Annotated in this window: 23 protein-coding genes; 5 read left to right on the top strand and 18 right to left on the bottom strand. The window is 73.1% G+C overall.

Translation table 11 applies throughout. From position 1 onward, the window contains the following. From HF577_RS17015 to HF577_RS17005, 3 genes are all read right to left on the bottom strand, one after another. A partial coding sequence (locus tag HF577_RS17015; RefSeq protein WP_169396843.1) for a maleate cis-trans isomerase family protein occupies positions 1–770 on the bottom strand: 770 nt, incomplete at its 3' end. Continuing rightward, a complete protein-coding gene (locus HF577_RS17010) occupies positions 767–1,534 on the bottom strand; it encodes a maleate cis-trans isomerase family protein (protein WP_169396842.1) in 768 nt (255 codons plus the stop codon). The genes HF577_RS17010 and HF577_RS17015, both read right to left, overlap by 4 nt. 6 nt (positions 1,535–1,540) lie before the next feature. Then, entirely contained in the window at positions 1,541–2,047 is a 507-nt protein-coding gene (locus HF577_RS17005; protein ID WP_169396841.1) for a DUF3830 family protein, read from the bottom strand. 105 nt (positions 2,048–2,152) lie between these two features. On the opposite strand from HF577_RS17005, the gene HF577_RS17000 reads away from it, so the two are divergent. Continuing rightward, positions 2,153–3,112 (top strand): D-2-hydroxyacid dehydrogenase, encoded by a 960-nt coding sequence (locus tag HF577_RS17000; protein WP_169396840.1) that lies wholly within the window; start codon positions 2,153–2,155, stop codon positions 3,110–3,112. Further along, on the top strand, positions 3,109–4,548 hold the full coding sequence (locus HF577_RS16995) for an amidase (RefSeq protein ID WP_169396839.1): 1,440 nt from the start codon (positions 3,109–3,111) through the stop codon (positions 4,546–4,548). Before HF577_RS17000 ends, HF577_RS16995 begins: the two co-directional genes overlap by 4 nt. Positions 4,549–4,551: 3 nt before the next feature. On the opposite strand, the gene tatB is transcribed toward HF577_RS16995, so the two are convergent. From tatB to sigE, 4 genes are all read right to left on the bottom strand, one after another. Continuing rightward, complete coding sequence (tatB, locus tag HF577_RS16990; protein ID WP_169396838.1) at positions 4,552–4,959, bottom strand: Sec-independent protein translocase protein TatB; 408 nt, start codon at positions 4,957–4,959, stop codon at positions 4,552–4,554. A 100-nt stretch (positions 4,960–5,059) separates the two neighbouring features. Continuing rightward, positions 5,060–6,580, bottom strand: coding sequence for a S1C family serine protease (locus tag HF577_RS16985; RefSeq protein WP_169396837.1), 1,521 nt, complete (start codon positions 6,578–6,580; stop codon positions 5,060–5,062). An 88-nt stretch (positions 6,581–6,668) separates the two neighbouring features. After that, on the bottom strand, positions 6,669–7,430 hold the full coding sequence (locus HF577_RS16980; RefSeq protein ID WP_169396836.1) for an anti-sigma factor family protein: 762 nt from the start codon (positions 7,428–7,430) through the stop codon (positions 6,669–6,671). Then, positions 7,427–8,059, bottom strand: a complete 633-nt coding sequence (gene sigE, locus HF577_RS16975) for an RNA polymerase sigma factor SigE (RefSeq protein WP_169396835.1) — start codon at positions 8,057–8,059, stop codon at positions 7,427–7,429. Before sigE ends, HF577_RS16980 begins: the two co-directional genes overlap by 4 nt. Positions 8,060–8,299: 240 nt before the next feature. Here sigE and HF577_RS16970 point away from each other — a divergent pair, with 240 nt between their 5' ends. Further along, positions 8,300–8,950 carry an O-methyltransferase gene (locus tag HF577_RS16970; RefSeq protein WP_169396834.1) on the top strand — a complete coding sequence of 217 codons (651 nt, stop codon included), beginning with the start codon at positions 8,300–8,302 and terminating at the stop codon, positions 8,948–8,950. 55 nt (positions 8,951–9,005) lie between these two features. Here HF577_RS16970 and glgC read toward each other — a convergent pair whose 3' ends face one another. After that, positions 9,006–10,256: a glucose-1-phosphate adenylyltransferase gene (gene glgC, locus HF577_RS16965; protein ID WP_246266474.1), complete on the bottom strand. Its 1,251-nt coding sequence runs from the start codon at positions 10,254–10,256 to the stop codon at positions 9,006–9,008. Between the two features lie 188 nt (positions 10,257–10,444). On the opposite strand from glgC, the gene glgA reads away from it, so the two are divergent. Further along, positions 10,445–11,614 (top strand): glycogen synthase, encoded by a 1,170-nt coding sequence (glgA, locus tag HF577_RS16960; protein ID WP_312859188.1) that lies wholly within the window; start codon positions 10,445–10,447, stop codon positions 11,612–11,614. Between the two features lie 5 nt (positions 11,615–11,619). On the opposite strand, the gene HF577_RS16955 is transcribed toward glgA, so the two are convergent. The 10 genes from HF577_RS16955 to dapE form a co-directional block, all read right to left on the bottom strand. Further along, a complete protein-coding gene (locus HF577_RS16955; RefSeq protein ID WP_169396832.1) occupies positions 11,620–12,189 on the bottom strand; it encodes a CGNR zinc finger domain-containing protein in 570 nt (189 codons plus the stop codon). Between the two features lie 387 nt (positions 12,190–12,576). Continuing rightward, positions 12,577–12,744 carry a DUF3117 domain-containing protein gene (locus HF577_RS16950; RefSeq protein ID WP_084211001.1) on the bottom strand — a complete coding sequence of 56 codons (168 nt, stop codon included), beginning with the start codon at positions 12,742–12,744 and terminating at the stop codon, positions 12,577–12,579. A gap of 143 nt (positions 12,745–12,887) precedes the next feature. Beyond that, on the bottom strand, positions 12,888–13,454 hold the full coding sequence (locus tag HF577_RS16945; RefSeq protein ID WP_169396831.1) for a DNA-3-methyladenine glycosylase I: 567 nt from the start codon (positions 13,452–13,454) through the stop codon (positions 12,888–12,890). Continuing rightward, complete coding sequence (locus tag HF577_RS16940; protein ID WP_169396830.1) at positions 13,447–13,941, bottom strand: SRPBCC family protein; 495 nt, start codon at positions 13,939–13,941, stop codon at positions 13,447–13,449. Before HF577_RS16940 ends, HF577_RS16945 begins: the two co-directional genes overlap by 8 nt. Beyond that, positions 13,938–14,282, bottom strand: coding sequence for a DivIVA domain-containing protein (locus HF577_RS16935; protein WP_169396829.1), 345 nt, complete (start codon positions 14,280–14,282; stop codon positions 13,938–13,940). The genes HF577_RS16940 and HF577_RS16935 overlap by 4 nt, the downstream gene beginning before the upstream one ends. Positions 14,283–14,309: 27 nt before the next feature. Further along, positions 14,310–15,239 (bottom strand): glucosyl-3-phosphoglycerate synthase, encoded by a 930-nt coding sequence (locus tag HF577_RS16930; protein ID WP_211174399.1) that lies wholly within the window; start codon positions 15,237–15,239, stop codon positions 14,310–14,312. A gap of 161 nt (positions 15,240–15,400) precedes the next feature. Continuing rightward, positions 15,401–16,216, bottom strand: a complete 816-nt coding sequence (gene folP, locus HF577_RS16925; protein WP_169396849.1) for a dihydropteroate synthase — start codon at positions 16,214–16,216, stop codon at positions 15,401–15,403. 62 nt (positions 16,217–16,278) lie between these two features. Beyond that, entirely contained in the window at positions 16,279–16,914 is a 636-nt protein-coding gene (locus HF577_RS16920) for an LOG family protein (protein ID WP_425563877.1), read from the bottom strand. After that, a complete protein-coding gene (locus HF577_RS16915) occupies positions 16,911–17,690 on the bottom strand; it encodes an LOG family protein (protein WP_169396828.1) in 780 nt (259 codons plus the stop codon). The genes HF577_RS16920 and HF577_RS16915 overlap by 4 nt, the downstream gene beginning before the upstream one ends. 97 nt (positions 17,691–17,787) lie before the next feature. Then, the gene (gene dapE / locus HF577_RS16910) at positions 17,788–18,861 is read right to left on the bottom strand and encodes a succinyl-diaminopimelate desuccinylase (RefSeq protein ID WP_312859190.1); all 1,074 of its coding nucleotides are present in this window, start codon (positions 18,859–18,861) and stop codon (positions 17,788–17,790) included. Positions 18,862–19,031: 170 nt separating this feature from the next. Here dapE and dapD point away from each other — a divergent pair, with 170 nt between their 5' ends. Further along, positions 19,032–19,982 carry a 2,3,4,5-tetrahydropyridine-2,6-dicarboxylate N-succinyltransferase gene (gene dapD, locus HF577_RS16905; protein WP_169396826.1) on the top strand — a complete coding sequence of 317 codons (951 nt, stop codon included), beginning with the start codon at positions 19,032–19,034 and terminating at the stop codon, positions 19,980–19,982. Positions 19,983–19,990: the final 8 nt, after the last annotated feature.

Genomic DNA, 19,990 nt, shown 5'->3' with positions numbered 1-19,990 from the left:
GGTCCCGCCCGCCCCGTCGGACCGGTGGCAGTGTGGGCGAACACGCTACCCAGCCCGGCCCGCACGACGTCCGCGCCCGCCAGTCGCAGGCCCTGCCAGATGCTCACCTGGTTGGCCGTCAGCACCGGCTTGCCGACGCGGGCGTCGAGCGCGTCGAGCAGCCCGATCGTGTGCAGCGCCGTGTCGGGCAGCAGCACGGCCTGCGCGTCGGGATGGTCGGCGGCGGCGGCGAACTCCAGCACGGCGGCGGCCGGCAGGGTGCCGACCTCGGCCGCGGTGACGATCCCGCGCGCCGACAGCGACAGCACCTCGATGCCGGCCGCGCCGAGGAATGCGACAAACCGCCCGGCCACGTCGTCGGGATAGGTGGCGCCCACGGCGACCCGGGTGACGCCGAGGCTCGCGCACGCGTCAACGAAGGCGAACGAGGTGCTCGACGCCGGTACGCCTGCCGCTGCCTCCAGTGCCGCGACCTGCGCGGCGGCTCCGTCGCGGCCGAAGACGAAGCTCCCGCTGGTGCACGCCCACATCACGGCGTCGAGGGGGGCCGAGCCGTTGGCCCGCAGCGCCCCCACCCCCGCGGCGAGCACGTCGTCGGCACCGATGTCGAGCAGCGCGTCGACGCGGTGGGCGTCCTCCCGCATCTCGGTGTGCACCAGTGGCAGCCGGGCCCAGCCCCCCAGCAGCGCCTCCGCGCGCGGGTAGTCGTCCTCGGCGGAGAAGCCGGGGTAGAGGACACCGACGGTCACCGCCGCCGGTTCCCGGGTCATGCCGCCCCCGGTTCCAGATGGGGCACCCCGGCGCGCAGCAGCCGGCCACCGCCGACGGCAACCCGGCCCATCGCCCGCAGCGCCGCCCACATGGTGACCTGGTTGGCCGTGAGCACCGGCTTGCCGAGCGCCATCTCCAGCGGCTCGATGAGGTCGTAGCTGGGCACGTTGGTGCAGCTGATGAAGAGTGCCTCCGCGTCGTCGGCGTCGACGGTGCGGACGATCTCGACGATCTCGGCGTAGGTGACCCGCCAGATGTTGCCCAGCAGCCCCAGCCCTTCGCAGGAGACCGTCCGCACGTCGTGCTCCGCGAGGTAGCCGACCAACCGGCGCGTGACCGGCTCGACGTACGGGGTGGCGATCGCGAGCCGCGACACGCCGAGCACGCGCAGCGCGTCGATCAGCGCCCCGGACGTGGTGCAGGCCGCGGGCGCTCCCGCACCCACCATCGTGCGGCGCAGCACCTCCTCGCCTGCGGCACCGTCGACGAAGCTCCCGGACGTGCACGCGTACGCGACGACGGCAGGCTCCGGGGTGAGGACGTCACGGGTGGCCCGGCGGACCGCCCGCCGGTCGCCGCACGCCACCGCCATCTCGACGGTGACCGGGGTGGTGAAGAACGGCAGCCGGGTGAGGTAGAGGGAGACGTCCTCCGGCACCCAGCGCCAGAGCTCACGGTCGAGCGCGAAGTCGAACGGTGCGACCACGCCGATCCCGTGCTGGTGGGCGGGTTCGGCGAGCCCCACCGACAGCTCGGCGGGCATCCCGGCCTACCGGGGGTCCGCGGCGAGGCGTTCGTAGACGAGCCGCTCGCCCGCGCTGCCCGAGCGCCACACGTCGTGGCACGCCTCGGCCATCGGGGCGAGGCCCTCGACGATCGACGCGAAGACGTTGCCGGGCACCCAGCCGACGTCCCCGTTGATCAGGAGGTTGTTGCGGCCGTAGAAGATCGCCAGATCGATGGCGCCCTCCTCGGCGTCGATCCCCTGGTCGGCCTTGAACGCGCTGTCGAGCATGCCGCCGGCGAAGTCGAACAGGACGACGTCGCCCGGGATGGGCGTGACGGTGGGGTTCTCGCGGCCGATCTGCGCGAAGCGCGGCACCATCGTGTAGACCTCGTTGCGCGCGTACTTGGCATGCTGGGCGTCGCCGCCGAGCGGCCCGCGGGCCAGCGCGTCCCACACGGCGGCGCAGGTGCGTGGGGCGTCCTTCTCGAGCAGCTCGGCCACGCAGGAGACACCGCGGCGGGCGAGGCTGATGCGGAGGAAACTCGTCATGGGCACTCCGTCCGACGGATCCCGCAACGCCGCGGATTGTTGACAATAATACGATGGCTTCCTAGCGTGTCAATACTCCGCTCATGCCTCGGAAGGTGGCCGGATTTGCCCGTTTCCGCTGTTCAGCGGCATCCGACGATCACCGTTCTCCATTCCGAGGACCGTCCGCCCGGCCTCGTGGCCGACGGGATCCGCTTCGCCACCGGCGACACCTTGCGCGATGCCCTGCCCGGCACCGAGGTGCTGCTCGTCTGGGACTTCACCTCCGACGCGGTGCGCCACTCCTGGCCCGCCGCCGACGCGCTGCGCTGGGTGCACACCGCCAGCGCCGGCGTCGACCGGCTGATCTTCCCCGAGCTGCTCGACTCCCCGGTGACGCTGACCAACTCCCGCGGCGTCTTCGACGCGCCCATGGCCGAGTACGTGCTCGGGCTGGTGCTGGCGATGGCCAAGGACCTCCCGGCGACCGTGGCCGCCCAGCTGCGCCGGGAGTGGCGCCACCGCGAGAGCGAGCGGGTCGCCGGCACCTGCGCCGTGGTGGTGGGCGGGGGGCCGATCGGGCGCGCGATCGCCCGGCTGCTCGCAGCGGTCGGCATGCGGGTGGAGCTGGTCGGACGCCGCGCGTCGGAAGGTGTGCACGCGGCCGGGGCGCTCCCGGAACTGCTGGCCCGGGCCGACTGGCTCGTGCTCGCCGCGCCGCTCACCGAGGCCACCCGCGGCGTGCTCGACGCGGCGGCACTCGCCGCGCTGCGCCCGTCTGCGCGCGTGATCAACGTGGGGCGGGGAGCGCTCGTCGTCGAACCCGACCTCGTGGACGCGCTGCGCGGCGGCCGCCTCGCCGGGGCGGCGCTGGACGTGTTCGCCCACGAACCGCTTCCCCCGGACAGCCCGCTGTGGGAGCTGCCCGGGGTGATCGTCTCGCCGCACATGTCCGGCGACGTGCTCGGCTGGCGCGAGGAGCTCGTCGAGGTGTTCGCCGACAACCTCGCCCGCTACCGCGCGGGGGAGCCGCTGCGCAACGTCGTGGACAAGACGCTCGGCTACGTCACCGGAGGAACCTCATGACCGGCACGACCACCGGGACCGGCACCCGCACCGCCGCCGACCTCACGGCCACCGAGCTGCTCGCCGCCTACCGGGCCGGGGAGCTCTCCCCGGTGGAGGCCACCAGGGCCGTGCTCGACCGGGTGGCCGAGCGCGACGCCGAGGTCAACGCGTTCTGCCTGGTCGACGCGGACACGGCCATGGCGAGCGCCGCGCGCTCCGAGGAGCGCTGGGCGCGGGGCGAGCCCGTGGGTCTGCTCGACGGGGTGCCCGTCTCGATCAAGGACGTGATGCTCACCGAGGGGTGGCCCACGCTGCGCGGCTCCCGCACGATCGACCCGAGCGGCCCGTGGACCGTCGACGGTCCCCCGGTCGCCAGGGTGCGCGCCCACGGTGCCGTCCTGTTCGGCAAGACCACCACCCCGGAGCTGGGCTGGAAGGGCGTCACCGACAACCCGCTCACCGGGGTGACCCGCAACCCCTGGGACCCGACGCGCACGGCGGGGGGCTCCTCGGGCGGCAGCGCGGCCGCGATCCAGCTCGGGATGGGGCCACTGAGCCTCGGCACCGACGGCGGCGGCTCGGTGCGCATCCCGGCCGGGTTCACCGGCATCACCGCACACAAGCCCACCTACGGCAGGGTCCCCGCACACCCGGCGAGCCCGTTCGGCACGCTCGCGCACATCGGGCCGATGGCGCGCACCGCGGCCGACACCTCGCTGCTGCTCGACGTCGTCTCCGGCCTCGACGCCCGCGATCCCTGGGCGCTGGCGCCCACCACGTCCGCGGTCGCCGCGCTGGGAACGCCCGTCACCGGCCTGCGGGTGGCGGTGAGCCCCACGCTCGGCTACGTCGAGCCGGACCCCGAGATCGTGGCCGCGTTCACCGCCGCGGTCGAGGTGTTCCGCGCGATGGGCGCCGAGGTGGAGGAGGCCGACCCGGGCTTCGGCGACCCCGTGGAGGCGTTCGAGCTGCTCTGGTTCGTCGGCGCGGCGAAGGCGATCAGGCACCTGGGTCCGGCCGAGCGGGCACTGATGGACCAGGGACTGATCGAGAGCGCCGAGGCGACGGCGGGCGCCACTGCCCAGGAGTACGTCGACGCCATGGGCGTGCGCAACGAGCTCGGCACACTGATGGGCGAGTTCCACTCCCGCTATGACCTGTTGCTCACCCCGACGCTGCCGATCCCCGCGTTCGAGGCGGGCCGGGAGGTCCCGCCGGGGTGGCCACGGAAGCGGTGGACGTCCTGGACGCCGTTCACCTACCCGTTCAACATGACCCAGCAGCCGGCGGCGAGCGTGCCGTGCGGCGTCACCTCGGCCGGGCTGCCGGTCGGGCTCCAGATCGTGGGCCCGCGCCACGCCGACAACGCGGTGCTGGCGGCCGCGCACGCCTTCCAGGAAGCCACCGCGTGGCACCGGCGGAGCCCGGCTGCCGGCGGGGCGCCGGGAAGCTGATGCTCAGGTGGCGTCGGGGTCGATCGGCGGACGCTCGTTGCGGGCCAGCGGCGCCGGGGGCTGCGGCGCGGCCGGGTGGGCCTGCGGGGTGCCGTTGCTCTTGGTGAGGTTCGGGCCGGGCGCGAAGCCGTTCGGCTTCGGCTCGGGGTCGTCGAAGAGCGTGCGTCGCACGGCGTTGCGCGGGTGGAGGTCGCGCAGCCCGCGCAGCTCCTCCAGCGGCTTGCGCAGCTCGTCGAACTCGGGGCCGAGCTCACCGCGGAGCTGATCGCGCGCCCCGTTGGCGAACTCCTTGACCTGCCGGACCGAACGGCCCACCCACGCCGCGGCAGACGGAAGCCGCTCGGGACCGAGGATGAACAACCCGGCCACGACCAACACGACTATCTCGCCCCAGCCGACGCTCTCGAACACCTGACCATCGTACGGGCCAACACGCGTCCGGAGAGCCGACAGCGTGTGAACACGAGCGCAGACTGTGACGTTCTCAGCTCGGGGACGTCCTGAGCAGCGCTCAGTCGGACGTCAGGACCACCGAGACGGTGAGCGGCCTGCCGTCCCGGATCAGCTGGACCGGCAGCGTGTCGCCCGGGTTGTGCTCCCGGACCGCCACGACGAGCTCGTCCGCCCCCGCGATCGGCCGGTCCCCCACGCGCACGATCACGTCGCCCTCCACGATGCCGGCCGCCGCAGCCGCACCGCCCTGCTGCACGTTCTGCACCTGGGCGCCGTCGGTGGTGCCGTCGCTGACCGACCGGGCGTTGATCCCGATCTCGGCGTGGGTGACCACGCCGGTGCGGATCAGCTCCTCGGCGATCGTGCGGGCGTCGTCGATGGGGATGGCGAAGCCGAGGCCGATCGAGCCGCCCTCCCCCATGCCGAGGCTGCGGATCGCCGTGTTGATGCCCACGACGGCGCCGGTGGAGTCGACGAGCGGGCCTCCCGAGTTGCCCGGGTTGATGGCGGCGTCGGTCTGGATCGCGTCGATCACCGCGTTGGCGTCCGCGCCGCTGCCGTCGAGCCGGACCGGGCGGTTGAGCGCACTCACGATGCCGTCGGTGACCGTGCCGACGAGGCCGAGCGGCGAGCCGATGGCGAGCACGCCGTCGCCGACGACGAGCCCGGCGGAGGAACCGATGGTGGCCACCACCGGGTTGGCGACGTCCACCTTGACCACGGCCAGGTCGGTCTTCGGGTCCCGCCCGACGATCCGGGCGGCGGTGCGCGTGCCGTCGTGGAAGATCGCCTCGATCTGGGCACCGTTGGCGTCGGCGGCCGGAGCCACCACGTGGTTGTTCGTCAGGATGTAGCCGGCCGGGTCGATCACGACCCCGGAACCCGTGCCGCCCTCCTGGCCGACCCTGATCTCGATCGAGACGACGGCGGGCACGGTGCGCCTGGCGATGTCGGCGACGGAGCCGGGTGGGCGCTCCTTCGCGTCGATGGTCTGGGTGATCGTCGGGTCGGGATCGGTGAGCCCGCTGGCTCCGTCGGCCGTCAGCCGCCCGATGAACCCGCCCGCCGCACCGATCAGCACCGCGACGAGTGCCAGCGCGGCCAGGGCCCGCGGATCGACCCGCCGGCCGAAGACCAGCTCCCGCAGGCTGAGCCGGGGGCCCTCGCCGCGTGGCGGGGATCCGGCCGCGCGGTCCGGCGCCGCGGGCGGACCGAGTGCGACAGCGCTCTCCGGGTCGCGCCACGGGTCGCGGTCGGCGCCGTCGACCCAGAACGCGGCGTCGGGCTCGGCGCCGTTGGTGGTGCTGGCCGGGGGCCGCTGCAGGGCTGGCGCATCGGTGGCCGGCCTGCCGAAGGCGCTCGCGAGCGCGGCAGGCGGCGGAGCGGCCATGGTGGCGGGCGAACGGCCCGCGGTGTCACCCCGCGGGGCCGCGAAGCCGCCCTCCACGCCGTTCGGGCGCCCGAACATCTCCGCCGCACCGGGATCGACCGGCGTGCGCTCCAGCGGGCGCGGTCCGAGCCGCGGGGGCTCACCGCCCGCGCGGTCACTCGAACGCGTCGCAGGGCTGCGTTCGTTCATCGCGCTGCAGGCTCCTGAGGTGTGCCGACCGTACGTCCATCAGCCTGCCCCAGCGGCGGTGAAGTCCGCGTAGCCGGGTCGAGACGGCTCAGGGCATACCGATGAAGGAGCCGGGCACCACGTCGAGCCGGCCCTCGAGGAGATCGGGCTCGAACTCGGAGCCGGAGGTGATGCCGGGGTCGGAGTCGGAGTCCGTGCGACCGGGGTCCGGGTCGGAGTCGCGGCGCACGGCGCGCTCCAGCCGCATCTGCGCGTCGAGCAGACCGGGCCCGTCGACGACCGTCCTCGCCGTGCCGCCACCGAGCACGGAGCCGCCGAACGGTCCGCTGGTGGACGAGCCGGGGTCCGTGGAGGTGGGCGGGAGGCCGTAGGCGAGCGCGCCGAGCGCGAGGCCGGACACCGCCACCCCCGTGCCGAGCCGGATGCGCCGCTGTACCGGGGACCGGCTCGGCGGCCTGCGCCTGCCGTGGTCGGCCGGTGGGGTCTCGGCGCCTGCGAGGGCGAGGATGTCGGACTGCGGGCGGAGCACGGAGACGAACTGACCGTCGGGGGTGACCGCGAGCCCGGCGGGCGGAGGCGGGAGCTCGGCGCTCTCCGGTATCGAGCGCAGGGTGCTCAGCAGCGTGGACGGCGGAACCGGACCCCCCGCGGTGCGCAACGCGGACCGCGTCTGGCCCTGGGCGCGGACCTGCGCCTCACATTCCGCGCACGCGGCGATGTGCTGCGTGGCCCGCTCGTGCGGACCCTGGGCGAGCTCGTCGTCGACATAGGCGACGATGGCGTCGGACGACAGGTGATCCTGCCCCCAGTCCGGGGGGGTCACCGTGATGCGCCAGCGCCCTTCGCTCACCCGTGAACCTCCTCCAGCACACCGACGTCGGAATCCTCCGCGGTGGCTCCGGCGCTCTGCACCTCGGCCGCACGATGGCGCTCCAACGCGCTGCGCAGGGCAGCCCGGCCACGGTGGATCCTGCTTCTCACCGTACCCAGCTTCACGCCGAGGGTGGCGCCGATCTCCTCGTAGGAGAGACCCTCCACGTCACACAGGACGACCGCGGCCCGGAACTCCGGAGGCAGCTCGTCGAGCGCGGCCTGCAGCACCGGGTCGAGGTGGGTCTCGGAGAAGACCTGCTCCGGCTCCGGGCCCCGGCCGGGCAACCGGTCGGAGTCCTCGGGCAGCGCCTCCATCCGGATGCGGGAGCGGCGGCGCACCATGTCGAGGAACAGGTTGGTGGTGATGCGGTGCAGCCAGCCCTCGAACGTGCCCGGCTTGTAGGCCGCGAGCGACCGGAAGACCCGGACGAACGTCTCCTGGGTGAGGTCCTCGGCATCGTGCGGGTTACCGGTGAGCCGGTACGCGAGGCGGTAGACCCGGTCCGCGTGCTCCCGGACGACGTCGTCCCAGCTCGGGGGCGTCCATTCGGCTCCCTCACCGGGCAGCACCGTACCGCTCAGCAGCGTGGCGGAGCCGTCGGTCATGGTGGGTCAACCTCCTGCGGCGGGCGTGCCTCCGACCAACGAAGCACCGGGGATAGACGTTCCCCCGGCCCTTCAGCGGTCGACGACCCCGACCGATGCAACCTACCGTGCCTGATGGCCGTGAACGTGGTGTGAGAGGCGACTGAGAGAAACCTGTGAAACCAACCGGCCCTCCGGGGCCGACGACCCGACCGACGGGCCCGCAGCGCGGAAAAGAGCCAGCACAGTAGCCTTTTGACCATGACCGGCCGCCCGGACAGCGCTCCCGACCCGTGGGCGTTGCGCGACCACGTCGAAGGTTACCTCCCCGAGGACGACGTACTCCTCGCGGCGAGAGCCTCTGCGGCGCGGCGTGGCAACGCTCCGGTAGGCCCCGGAGCGGGAGCCGGGCTCCGCTTCCTCGCGGCCGGCACCGCCGCGAGGGCGGTGGTCGAGGTCGGCACCGGGATGGGCGTCAGCGGGCTGTGGCTGCTGCGCGGGATGGCCGGCGACGGAGTGCTCACCTCGATCGACATCGACCCGGAGAACCAGCGCGCCGCACGGCAGTCGTTCACCGCCGCCGGGTACGGGCCGTCCCGGCTCCGGCTGATCAACGGGCTCGGGCTCGAGGTGCTGCCCCGGCTCACCGACGGTGGCTACGACCTGGTGTTCGTCGACGCGGGCCCCGCCGACTACCCGCGCTACCTCGACGAGGCCGTCCGGCTGCTGCGCGGTGGCGGCATCATCGCGCTGCACGGGGTGCTCTCGCCCGGCGTCCTCGACCCGGACGTCACCGACCCCGGCACCGTGGCCCTGCGCGAGGTGGCCCGTCAGGTCCGCGACGACGACCGGCTGGCGCCCGTGCTGCTGCCCCTGGGTGGCGGCCTGCTCGCGGCGGTCAAGACGGCCTGAGGGCCCGTGCGCCCCGGTCCCCGTGACCCGGTGGCGCCGGTGGGCGCAGCAGCGCTCAGAGCGCGGTGGCGCCCTTGCCCAGCACGACGACGCCACCCTGGCTGACCGTGTAGCGGGCGCGGTCCAGGCTGAGGTCCACGCCGACGAGCGCCCCGTCCGGGATCACCACGTTCTTGTCGAGGATCGCGCCCCGCACCACGGCCCCGCGCCCGACGCGGACGCCGGGCAGCACCACGGAGTCCGACACCTCCGCGCCGGCCTCGATGCGGACGTTCGGGCTGATCACCGAGCGGCGGACGATGGCGCCGGAGATGATCGTGCCGGCGCCGACGATCGAGTCCTGCGCGATGCCACCCTCCACGAACTTGGCGGGCGGCAGGGGCGCCATGGCGGTGCGGATGGGCCAGCGATCGTTGTAGAGGTTGAAGATCGGGTGCACCGAGACGAGGTCGGTGTGCGCCTCGTAGTACGCATCGACGGTGCCGACGTCGCGCCAGTAGCCGGAGTCGCGGTCGGTGGCGCCGGGCACGACGTTGTCGGCGAAGTCGTACACCGCGGCGTCACCCTGGCTCACCAGCCTCGGGATGATGTCGCCGCCCATGTCGTGGTCGGAGTCGCCGTCCTCGGCATCGACGCGCAGCGCGTCGAGCAGCACCTCGGTGGTGAAGATGTAGTTGCCCATCGACGCGAAGGTGACGTCCGGGTCGTCGGGCACCGACGGCGGGTCGGACGGCTTCTCGAGGAACTCGGTGATCCGGCCCCCGGGGTCGGAGTTGATCACGCCGAACGCCTTCGCCTCGGCCCGGGGCACCCGGATGCCGGCGACGGTGACGCCCGCGCCGCTCTCGATGTGCCGGGCCAGCATCTGGCCGGGGTCCATCCGGTAGACGTGGTCGGCGCCGAAGACCGCGATGTAGTCCGGCCGCTCGTCGTAGACGAGGTTGAGGCTCTGGAAGATGGCGTCGGCGCTCCCGGTGTACCAGCGCCTGCCGAGCCGCTGCTGCGCCGGCACGGTGGTGATGTACTGCCCTAGCACGCTGGAGAGCCGCCACGTGGTGGAGATGTGGCGGTCGAGCGAGTGCGACTTGTACTGCGTGAGCACGCAGATCCGGTGCATCCCGGAGTTGACCAGGTTCGACAGCACGAAGTCGATCAACCGGTAGTGGCCGCCGAACGGCACGGCGGGCTTGGCCCGGTCGGCGGTGAGCGGCCAGAGCCGCTTCCCCTCGCCACCCGCGAGCACGATGCCGAGCACGTTGGCGGCCATCGCTCGGGGCGAGGCGGGCGACAGACGGGCCGCGGTCATTCCGGCGCTCCGTCGGTGGGCACGGGGCCCTGGCGTGCCGGCAGCATCGTCACGCCGCCGACACTAGTGCTCTCACACCGTGGCGGGCCACCGTTGGCAAGAGTCGAACCGGCGAACATCATGCCTCCGATGTACCCGCCACACTCCTGGTCAATGCCATGCGGCCCGCAATGCCCTACCGTCCCGATGTGCGCATCGGTCTGCTCACCCGCGAGTACCCCCCGGACGTCTACGGCGGTGCCGGCGTACACGTCGACCATCTCGTGCCCGCGCTGCGTGCGCTGATCGACGTGGACGTGCACTGCTTCGGCGAGCCGCGCCCCGAGCAGCCCCACACGCACGCGCACGTCCCACCCACCGGGCTGGCCGGTGCGAACCCGGCACTGCAGACCCTCGGCGTCGACCTGTCGATGGTCGCGGCGCTGGCCGGGCCGCCCGCCGTCGACCTGGTCCACTCCCACACCTGGTACGCCAACATGGCCGGGCACCTGGCCAAGATCCTGCACGGCGTGCCGCACGTGGTCACCGCCCACTCCCTCGAGCCGCGCAGGCCGTGGAAGGCCGAGCAGCTCGGCGGCGGGTACCGGCTCTCGTCGTGGGTGGAACGCACGTCCTACGAGGACGCCGACGCGGTGATCGCGGTGAGCGAGGGGATGCGACGCGACGTCCTCGACTGCTACCCGGCACTGGACCCCGCTCGCGTGCACGTGGTCTACAACGGCATCGACACCGCCTTCTACCACCCCGACCCGGCCCGTGACGCGGTCCGCGCCGCAGGTGTCGACCCGGACCGGCCGAGCGTGGTGTTCGTCGGGCGCATCACCCGGCAGAAGGGGCTCGCGCACCTCGTGGCCGCGGCGCACGAGATCGACCACGAGGCCCAGATCGTGCTGTGCGCCGGGGCACCCGACACCCCGGAGATCGCCGAGGAGACCGAGAAGGCCGTCGCCGAGCTCAGCGCATCGCGTCCTGGGGTGGTGTGGGTCCGCCGGATGCTCCCGACCACGGAGGTGCGGCAGTTGCTGTCGGCGGCCACGGTGTTCGTCTGCCCGTCGGTCTACGAGCCGCTCGGTATCGTCAACCTCGAGGCGATGGCCTGCGGCACCGCCGTGGTGGCCTCGGACGTGGGTGGCATCCCCGAGGTCGTCGACGACGGTGGGACCGGGCTGCTGGTGCACTTCGACGAGCACGCCGTCGACGAGTTCCGGGCGGGCCTGGCCGCTGCGGTGAACGCGCTGCTGGCGGACCCGGAGCGGGCCGCCGCGATGGGGGCGGCCGGCCGGGTGCGGGCCGAGCGGGAGTTCGCCTGGGAGCAGGCGGCGGCGCGCACCGTGGAGATCTACCGCGCCGTGGGCTGACCGCCTCAGCGCACGCCGGAGCCCGACGCCCGGGCCCTGGCCCGGTGGGCGGCCACCGCTGAGCGGTTGGCGCACGCCGACGAGCAGTAGCGGCGGGCGGCGTTGCGCGAGGTGTCGGCGTAGACCCGGGCGCATCCCTCGGCCGCGCAGCGCCCGTGTCGGTCCACGCCGTACTCCGACACCAGCATCGCCAGCGCGAACGCGGTGCTGGTGCGCAGCCGGTCGACCACATCGGCCTCGGGCGGCGTGTAGTGCAGGTGGAACGCCTGGCCGTCGTGATTGGACAGGTGCGGCTCGACGCGGACGTCGGCGAGCAGTGCGTTGACCGCCACGGCCGCCTCCTCCACCTCGGTGACGTCGAACACGGTGCGCAGCCGGCGCGCCCACGCCCGCAGCGCGGGTTCTACCGAGTCGGGCGCCTGCTCGGCGAGGTAGCCGTGCGCCACGAGCACCGACCGCATCCGGTCGGCCTGCTCGTCCCCGGCCTGCGCCTCTCCGCCGGATCCCGCGCCCACCTCGTTGACGAGCGCGACGGCGGCGCCCAGCGCATCGCTGCGGTAACCGATGAAGTTCATTGGTCTATTACTCCGGCCCGTTCGCTGTGTAACATGCCAACGAAGGATACCTATTACCGGAAGGGGGCCGCAGATCATGAGGTGCGAGCGCTGCGGATGGCCCGTCGACGAGGCGACGGTGCTGTCGACCCACTCGACATCTCAGGGGTGGGTGCGTTACCGGCGTTGCGTGTGCGGCACGCTGTCGATCCAGCTCGTCACTCCCGGTGGGAGTTCCGGCACGGTCGCCGCGCCCGCGGCCGGGTCCACAGGCACCCGCTAGCCGTACCCGTCCGGGCGTCCCCCGAACGAGGAACGACGAACGGCACCGGCGGACGGTGCGTTCCGTTCGTCGGTGCCGTTCAGGAACCGGGCGGTGCCCCGTGGTGCCGGGGACTCGTACTCGTTTCAGCCAGAGGCGGCTTTCAGCGCGTCGCCGAGGTCACTGGCCTCCTCGGCCGACATCTCGACGACCAGACGGCCGCCGCCCTCGAGGGGGACGCGCATCACGATGCCCCGACCCTCCTTGGTCACCTCCAGGGGACCGTCGCCGGTCCGGGGCTTCATCGCCGCCATCTCCTGCTCCCTCCGTCGTCGTTTGCAGGGTGCGCCGCTGCGCCGGGGGAAGCGCGCGGCGGGGATGCTGCGAACATCTTTCCTCATCGACCGGGCCGGGGTGTAACCGGAGCGATCAACTCTCCCGGATGGACCCTGCGGCATCACCGGGACGAGGCACGCCAACACCCCGCTACGTGATCGTCCACGAGCCCGGCGGCCTGCATCAGCGCGTAGCAGGTGGTGGGTCCCACGAAGCGCAGCCCACGGCGTTTCAGCTCGCGGGCCATCGCCACGGACTCCACGCTGGTGGCAGGCACCTCGGCGAGCGTCGCAGGCCGCCGGTGGGCGGCCGGCTCCGGCGCGAACGACCACAGCAGCTCGTCGAGGGGCCGGTCCAGCTCCAGGACGCGGCGCGCGTTGTTCACGGTGGCCTCGATCTTCGCCCGGTTGCGCACGATGGCAGCATCCGCCAGCAGCCGCTCCACGTCCGCAGCGCCGAAGCCGGCCACCGTGACCGGGTCGAAGCCCGCGAACGCCGCGCGGAACGCCGGCCGTTTGCGCAGGATGACCAGCCAGGACAGCCCCGACTGGAAGGCCTCCAGGCTCAACCGCTCGAACATCGCGGGTATCCCGTGGAGCGGACAGCCCCACTCGTCGTCGTGATAGGCGACGTACTCCGGGGCGGTGCCTGCCCAACCGCACCGCTCCCGCCCGTCGGGCTCAGGCACCGGTGCCGTACCTCGACTCGCACAGCCTGGCCATCCGGCGCAGGGAGTGGGCGACACCGGCGCGGAACGCGGGCCGCACCAGCACCCAGCCGAACCGGCCGGCCGGACCGAACGGCAGGTCCAGCAGCTCCGACCACACGAACCGCGCGCGTCCGGGCGCCAGCTCGACCACCTCGAACACGCCGTCGCCGCGCACCACCTTGCCGGTGTGCCGCACGACGCACCGCCGGGAACCGCCCTGCGCGGGCACCGTCCACTCCACGATCTCCATCGTGTCGGCGAACGCGACCGGCCCGGCACCCGTCACGGCGCGCAGCCGGGCGCCCAGCTCACGCCCGTCGCCCGCGCTCATGACCTCGACCCGGGTGCCGAGCATCCACTCGCCCTGGCCCTCCCAGTCCGTGACCATCCGCCAGACGGCCTCGGCGGGCGCCCCGACGTCGACCGGGATCGTCAGCTCGACCCGGGAGCCCGGAGGCTCGCTCACCGTTCGCCCTCGGCCGGCATCCCGGCGGACGCGAGCTCGGCCTCCAGCTCCGCGACGCGGGCCAGCAGTCCGTCACGTTCCACACCGGAGCGGTCGAGCTCGTCGGCGAGCCGGTCGAGCACCCAGTCGACCTCGTCCATCCGGTAGCCGCGCACCGCCTGCTGGAACCTCAGCTCCCGGACGTCCTCGCCGTCGAGCTCACCTGCGGGCAGTCGTGTCGGCGTGGTGCCGGGAGGCAGCGGTGCCAGCTCCTCGCCGCGCCCGAACACGACCGCGGCCAGCCCGAACAGTGCCGCGGCCACCGCAGCGACGACTATCAGATAGATCAGCGCGGTCCCCACCTGGGCAATCCCACCACGGGTCCCCGGTCAGCGCACCAAGACCTCACGCATCGGGGGTCGCTCGGCGACCGCGACCTTCGTGTAGGAGGGCAGCCATTCGCCGTCGACCTGCAGGAACTGGGTGAGGGGCGCCCCCGTGTCCGGAACACCGCATCGGGTGAGTGCCGCCGCGAGTATCTGGCGCGCCATCACCCCCAGCTGCAGCAGCGAGCGGTTGCGGTGCTTCCGCACGCCGAGGTTGACCTGTGCCAGCGCGTCCAGCCCGGCCGTGGCGTAGGTGTCGAGCAGGAGCCCGATCTCGACCCCGTACCCCGCCGCGAAGGGCACCGACTCCAGCAGCTCCCGGGTGCCGGCGTACTCCCCTCCAAGGGGTTGCACCACGGCGGCGAGCTCGGGTCGCAGCGCGGCGAGCAAGGGCCGCACCAGTAGCTCGGTGACCCGGCCACCACCGTTGTCGGCCTCGATCGCCTCCAGCCGCAGCGGACGCCGGTAGAAGCCCTTGACCAGCTCGACGCCCGGCTCGGTGAGCAGCGGGCCGAGCAGCGCCGGTACGAAACCGGCGTCGAAGTCGATCAGGTCGGAGTCGAGGTAGCAGATGACGTCACCGGTGGTGGCGGCGAGCGAGCGCCACAGCACCTCCCCCTTGCCCGGCAGGGGCGCGAGATCGGGGAGGACGTCGGTGCGCAGCACCACCGTGGCCCCGGCCGCCGCCGCGACCTCGACCGTGCGGTCGGTGGACCCGGAGTCGGCCACGACCAGCTCGTCCACCAGCGGGGACGCCCCGCGCGTCAGCGGCACGATCGCCGCGACGATCGCCCCCACCGTGGCCTCCTCGTCGAGGGCGGGCAGCACGACCGACACGCGACGGCCGGCCTTCGCCGCCACCAGCTCGTCGACGTGCCAGCACGGTTCCTGCCAGGTACGACGGCGGAACCAGTCCTCCGCGATGCGGTCCATGGGCCTCTCCTACGCGCTCGAAGGGGGCGGCCTCGTTGCCGACTGATGCTGGTGGTGCCGGTGACGCGTCGTTCCGATCGTCGGTGGTGGTGGTCCGGGAGGCTAGTGGTGATCAACGGCTGTGGTGGTCACCTGCCCGGCCGTGTCGGTGACGCGGCGCGTCACGCCAGTGCGCGAACCGTTCGGGACGGTGACCGGGTACCCGTAATCGCGGCCACCATGTCGACGGTTCGACGGGTGGCGGCCACCTCGTGGGCGCGGAACACCCGCGCACCGGCGGCGGCGGCCAGCGCCGTGGCGGCGAGGGTGCCCTCGAGCCGGTCGGTCACCTCCGCGACGCCCAGCGTCTCGCCGATGAAGTCCTTGTTGGAGAGCGCCATCAGCACCGGCCAGCCGGAGGCCACCAGCTCGCTGCAGCGCCGCAGCAGGGTGAGCCCGTGGAAGGTGTTCTTGCCGAAGTCGTGCGTCGGGTCGACGAGGATGCCTTCCCGGGGCACCCCGAGCCCCACGAGCCGCTCCGCCTGGCCGCACACGTCGGCCAGCACCTCGGCCACGACGTCGGTGTAGCGCACGCGGTGCGGCCGGCTCCGCGGCACCGCACCACCGGTGTGCGAGCACACGATGCCCACGCCGGTGGCCGCGGCCACCTCGCCCAGCGCCGGGTCGGCGCCCGCCCACGTGTCGTTGATCAGGTCGGCTCCCTCGGCGACGGCCAGCCTCCCGACCTCGGCACGCCAGGTGTCCACGCTGATCACGATGTCCGGGTACTGCTCGCGGACGGCCGCGACGAACGGGACGACGCGGCGGATCTCCTCGCCGAGGTCCACCTCGGGGCCCGGGCCGGCCTTCACGCCTCCCACGTCGATGATGTCCGCGCCCTCGGCGAGCGCGGCGTCGACCTTCCGCATCGCGGCGTCGTCGGCGAACGTCGCGCCCCGGTCGTAGAAGGAGTCGGGGGTCCGGTTGACGATCGCCATCACCAGCGCACGGTCCTGGGCCGGTACGCGCTTCCCGAACCGGATGAGGCCGGCCGTACCCGTCACGACGGCGATCGTGACATGTCCACCGGGCGGGCGCAGGCGTCGAGAGCGGCGGCCACGTCGGTGACGACCACCAGCCGGGTGAGCGCCTCCGGGCGCACGAACCCGCGCTCGCCCAACCCGCGCACCCAGTCGAGCAGGCCCGTGTAGTGCCCGTCCGGGTCGAGCAGCACCACCGGCTTGGGGTGCATCCGCAGGTAGCCCGCCGTCCACACCTCGAAGAGCTCCTCGCAGGTGCCGATGCCTCCCGGCAGGGCCAGGAAGGCGTCGGCGTGGGCCTCCATCAACGCCTTGCGCTCGCGCATGGTGTCGACGAGGAGCAGCTCGTCCGAGTCGTGGTCGGCCCACTCGAGCTCCACGAGCGCGCGCGGGATGACCCCGGTGGTGCGCGCCCCGGCGGTCCGCGCCGCGATGCCCAGCGCGCCCATCATCGAGGACCGGCCACCACCGGACACCAGGTCCCAGCCGCGGGCGGCGATCTGGCGGCCCACCTCGGCGGCGAGCTCGAGATAGTGCGCGGGAATGCCCTCGATGGACGCGCAGTAGACGCAGACCGCGAGCCGACGCGCGGACGAGCGCGATGTCTCGCTCGCAAGCTCGCCCAGCGCCGATGTTTCGCTCGCAAGCTCGCTCAATGCGCCTCCTCCCACGCCCGCCACGCCTCCTGGACGATCTTCACCGCGTCGTCGACGTCGTCGGTGACGTGCAGGAGCGCCAGGTCCTTCTCCCCGACCTTGCCGCTCGTGTGCACCGTGTTGGAGATCCAGTCGTAGAGGCCGCCCCAGTACTCGCTGCCCAGCAGCACCACGGGGAACTTCGTGACCTTCTTCGTCTGCACCAGGGTGAGCGCCTCGAACAGCTCGTCGAGCGTGCCGAAGCCGCCCGGAAGGCAGACGAACGCCTGCGAGTACTTGACGAACATCGTCTTGCGGGCGAAGAAGTACCGGAAGTTGATGCCGAGATCGACCCAGTCGTTGAGACCCTGCTCGAACGGCAGCTCGATACCGAGCCCGACCGAGAGCCCGCCCGCCTCGGAGCAGCCCTTGTTGGCGGCTTCCATCACGCCGGGACCACCGCCGGTGATCACGGCGAACCCGGCCTCGGCCAGCGCGGTGCCCAGTGCGCGGCCCTGGGCGTACTCGAGATGGTCGCGCGGGGTGCGGGCGGAGCCGAACACGGTGACCGCGCGCGGCAGTTCGGCGAGCATGCCGAAGCCCTCGACGAACTCGGCCTGGATCCGCAGCACCCGCCACGGGTCGGTGTGCACCCAGTCGCTGGGCCCGCGTGAGTCCAGAAGTCGCTGGTCGGTGGTGGAGGTCTCGTTGCGGTACTCACCCCGCAACACCACAGGGCCCCGTTGCTTCTGCTCGGGCTGCTTGTCGTCAGGACGCCGGTTCCCGCTGGCGGTCATGGTCGCCAGAGTAATGAGACCGATGCCCACCGTGCCGGGGCGCCGCCGGGCCGGGCGCCCCGCGGCGTCCGCCGTTCCGTCAACGGTGCGCGCGCTCTCAGCGCTCCTGGGGAGAAAGGAACCGGCGCAGGACGGCAGCGGTGTCGGTGATCTGGCGGGTGTCGACGTGCTCCTCACGGGTGTGGGCGAGGTTCGGGTCACCGGGGCCGTAGTTCACCGCGGGGATGCCGAGCGCGGCGAAGCGCGAGACGTCGGTCCAGCCGAACTTGGCCGACGGCGTGGCCCCGGTCGCCGCGATGAACTCGCCGGCAGCGGGCTCGCCCAGCCCGGGGAGGGCGCCGGGCGCCAGGTCGGTGACCGCGAGGTCGAACCCGTCGAACACCTCGCGCACGTGTGCCTCGGCCGCCGCCGCGTCCCGGTCGGGGGCGAACCGGAAGTTGACCGTGACGACGCACTCGTCGGGCACCACGTTCATGGCCACGCCGCCGCCGATCCGCACCGCCTGCAGCCCCTCGCGGAAGACGCAGCCGTCGATGTCGACCTCGCGGGCGGTGTAGGCGCCCAGCCGGTCGAGCACGGCGGCGGCGGCGTGGATCGCGTTGGTGCCGTGCCAGGACCGCGCGGAGTGGGCGCGCCGGCCGCGGGTGGTGATCTCGGCGCGGAGCGTGCCCTGGCACCCGGCCTCCACGCCCGCGTTGGTCGGCTCGCTGAGGATCGCGAGGTCGGCCTGCAGCCAGTCCCGGTGCTCGCGCTCGATGCGCAGGAGCCCGTTGCGGGCGGCCTCCACCTCCTCGCACTCGTAGAACACGACAGTGAGGTCGTGGCGCGGCTCGGTGACGGTGGCCGCCAGGTGCGCGATCACGGCGTCGCCCGACTTCATGTCCGTGGTGCCGCAGCCGTAGAGCAGGTCCCCGTCGCGGCGGCTGGGGACGTTGTCGGCGATCGGGACGGTGTCGAGGTGCCCGGCGAGCAGCACGCGGCGCTCGCGTCCGAGGTTCGTCCTGGCGAGCACCGCATCGCCCGACCGCAGGAGCTCCAGGTGCGGGGCCTGCTCGCGCAGCGCCCGTTCCACGGCGTCGGCGAGCGGGCCCTCGGCACCCGAGACGCTGGGCACGTCGACGAGCGCGGCACACAGGTCGACGGGGTCGGCGGTGAGGTCCAACGCGGGGATCGTCACGCGGACCGACGCTACCTGCCGCCGTCACCACCCCCCGCGAAGGTTCAGGAAAGCCACTTTCCGGCCCTGTGAGGGCAGCAAAGTGGCTTTCCTGAACCTCGCGAACCGCCCGGGGCGGTGGTGCGGGCCGGGGGTTCGGTGCTGCGGACGGATACCGTGGTGTCGTGAGCACCGCACCCCGCCGGGAAGGCGCCTCCGGCACCGGCCTCGCCACCGTCACCGTGCCGGCCGACGGCGGCGACGGCGTCGTCCTCGACACCTGGTACCCATCGCCCGCGCTGGGCGCGGACGCGCCGGACGTCGCAGCCGACCTCGAGCACCTGGCCGGCACCGACGATGTCCGTGGCGTGCGCACCGTCGTGGTGCGCACCGCGATCGAGTCCCTGGCCGACCCGCCCGTCGACGCGCACGACGTCTACCTGCGGCTGCACCTGCTCAGCCACCGCCTGGTCGTCCCGCACGAGGTGAACCTCGCCGGCGTCTTCGGGCTGCTCGCCAACGTGGTGTGGACCAGCCGCGGCCCGTGCGCCGTGCCGGGCTTCGACCTCACCCGCGTCCGGCTGCGCGCCGACGGCCCGGTCACGGTGCTCGGCGTGGACAAGTTCCCGCGGATGGTCGACTACGTCCTCCCCACGGGCGTCCGGATCGCCGACGCCGACCGCGTACGGCTGGGGGCCCACCTGGCCGAGGGCACCACGGTCATGCACGAGGGCTTCGTCAACTACAACGCGGGAACGCTCGGCGCGTCCATGGTCGAGGGCCGGATCTCGGCCGGGGTGCTCGTGGGCGACGGCTCCGACGTCGGCGGCGGAGCGTCGATCATGGGGACGCTCTCCGGCGGCGGCAAGGAGGTGGTCTCGGTGGGCAGGCGGTGCCTCATCGGGGCCAACGCGGGGATCGGGATCTCATTGGGCGACGACTGCGTGGTCGAGGCCGGCCTGTACGTCACCGCGGGCACGAAGGTGGTGCTCCCCACCGGTGAGAAGGCAGCCGCGCGCACCCTCTCCGGACGCAACGGGATGCTGCTGCGGCGCAACTCGGTGACCGGGGCCGTCGAGGTGCTGGCCCGCACCGGTGAGGGCATCGAGCTCAACAGCGCCCTGCACGCCAACTGACACCCTGG

Origin of the sequence: Pseudonocardia xinjiangensis, assembly GCF_012911925.1 — a bacterium.
In the GTDB taxonomy this organism is placed as follows: domain Bacteria; phylum Actinomycetota; class Actinomycetes; order Mycobacteriales; family Pseudonocardiaceae; genus Pseudonocardia; species Pseudonocardia xinjiangensis.
Note: the sequence above shows the minus strand (reverse complement) of the source record. Positions and strands in the feature narration are given on the sequence as shown.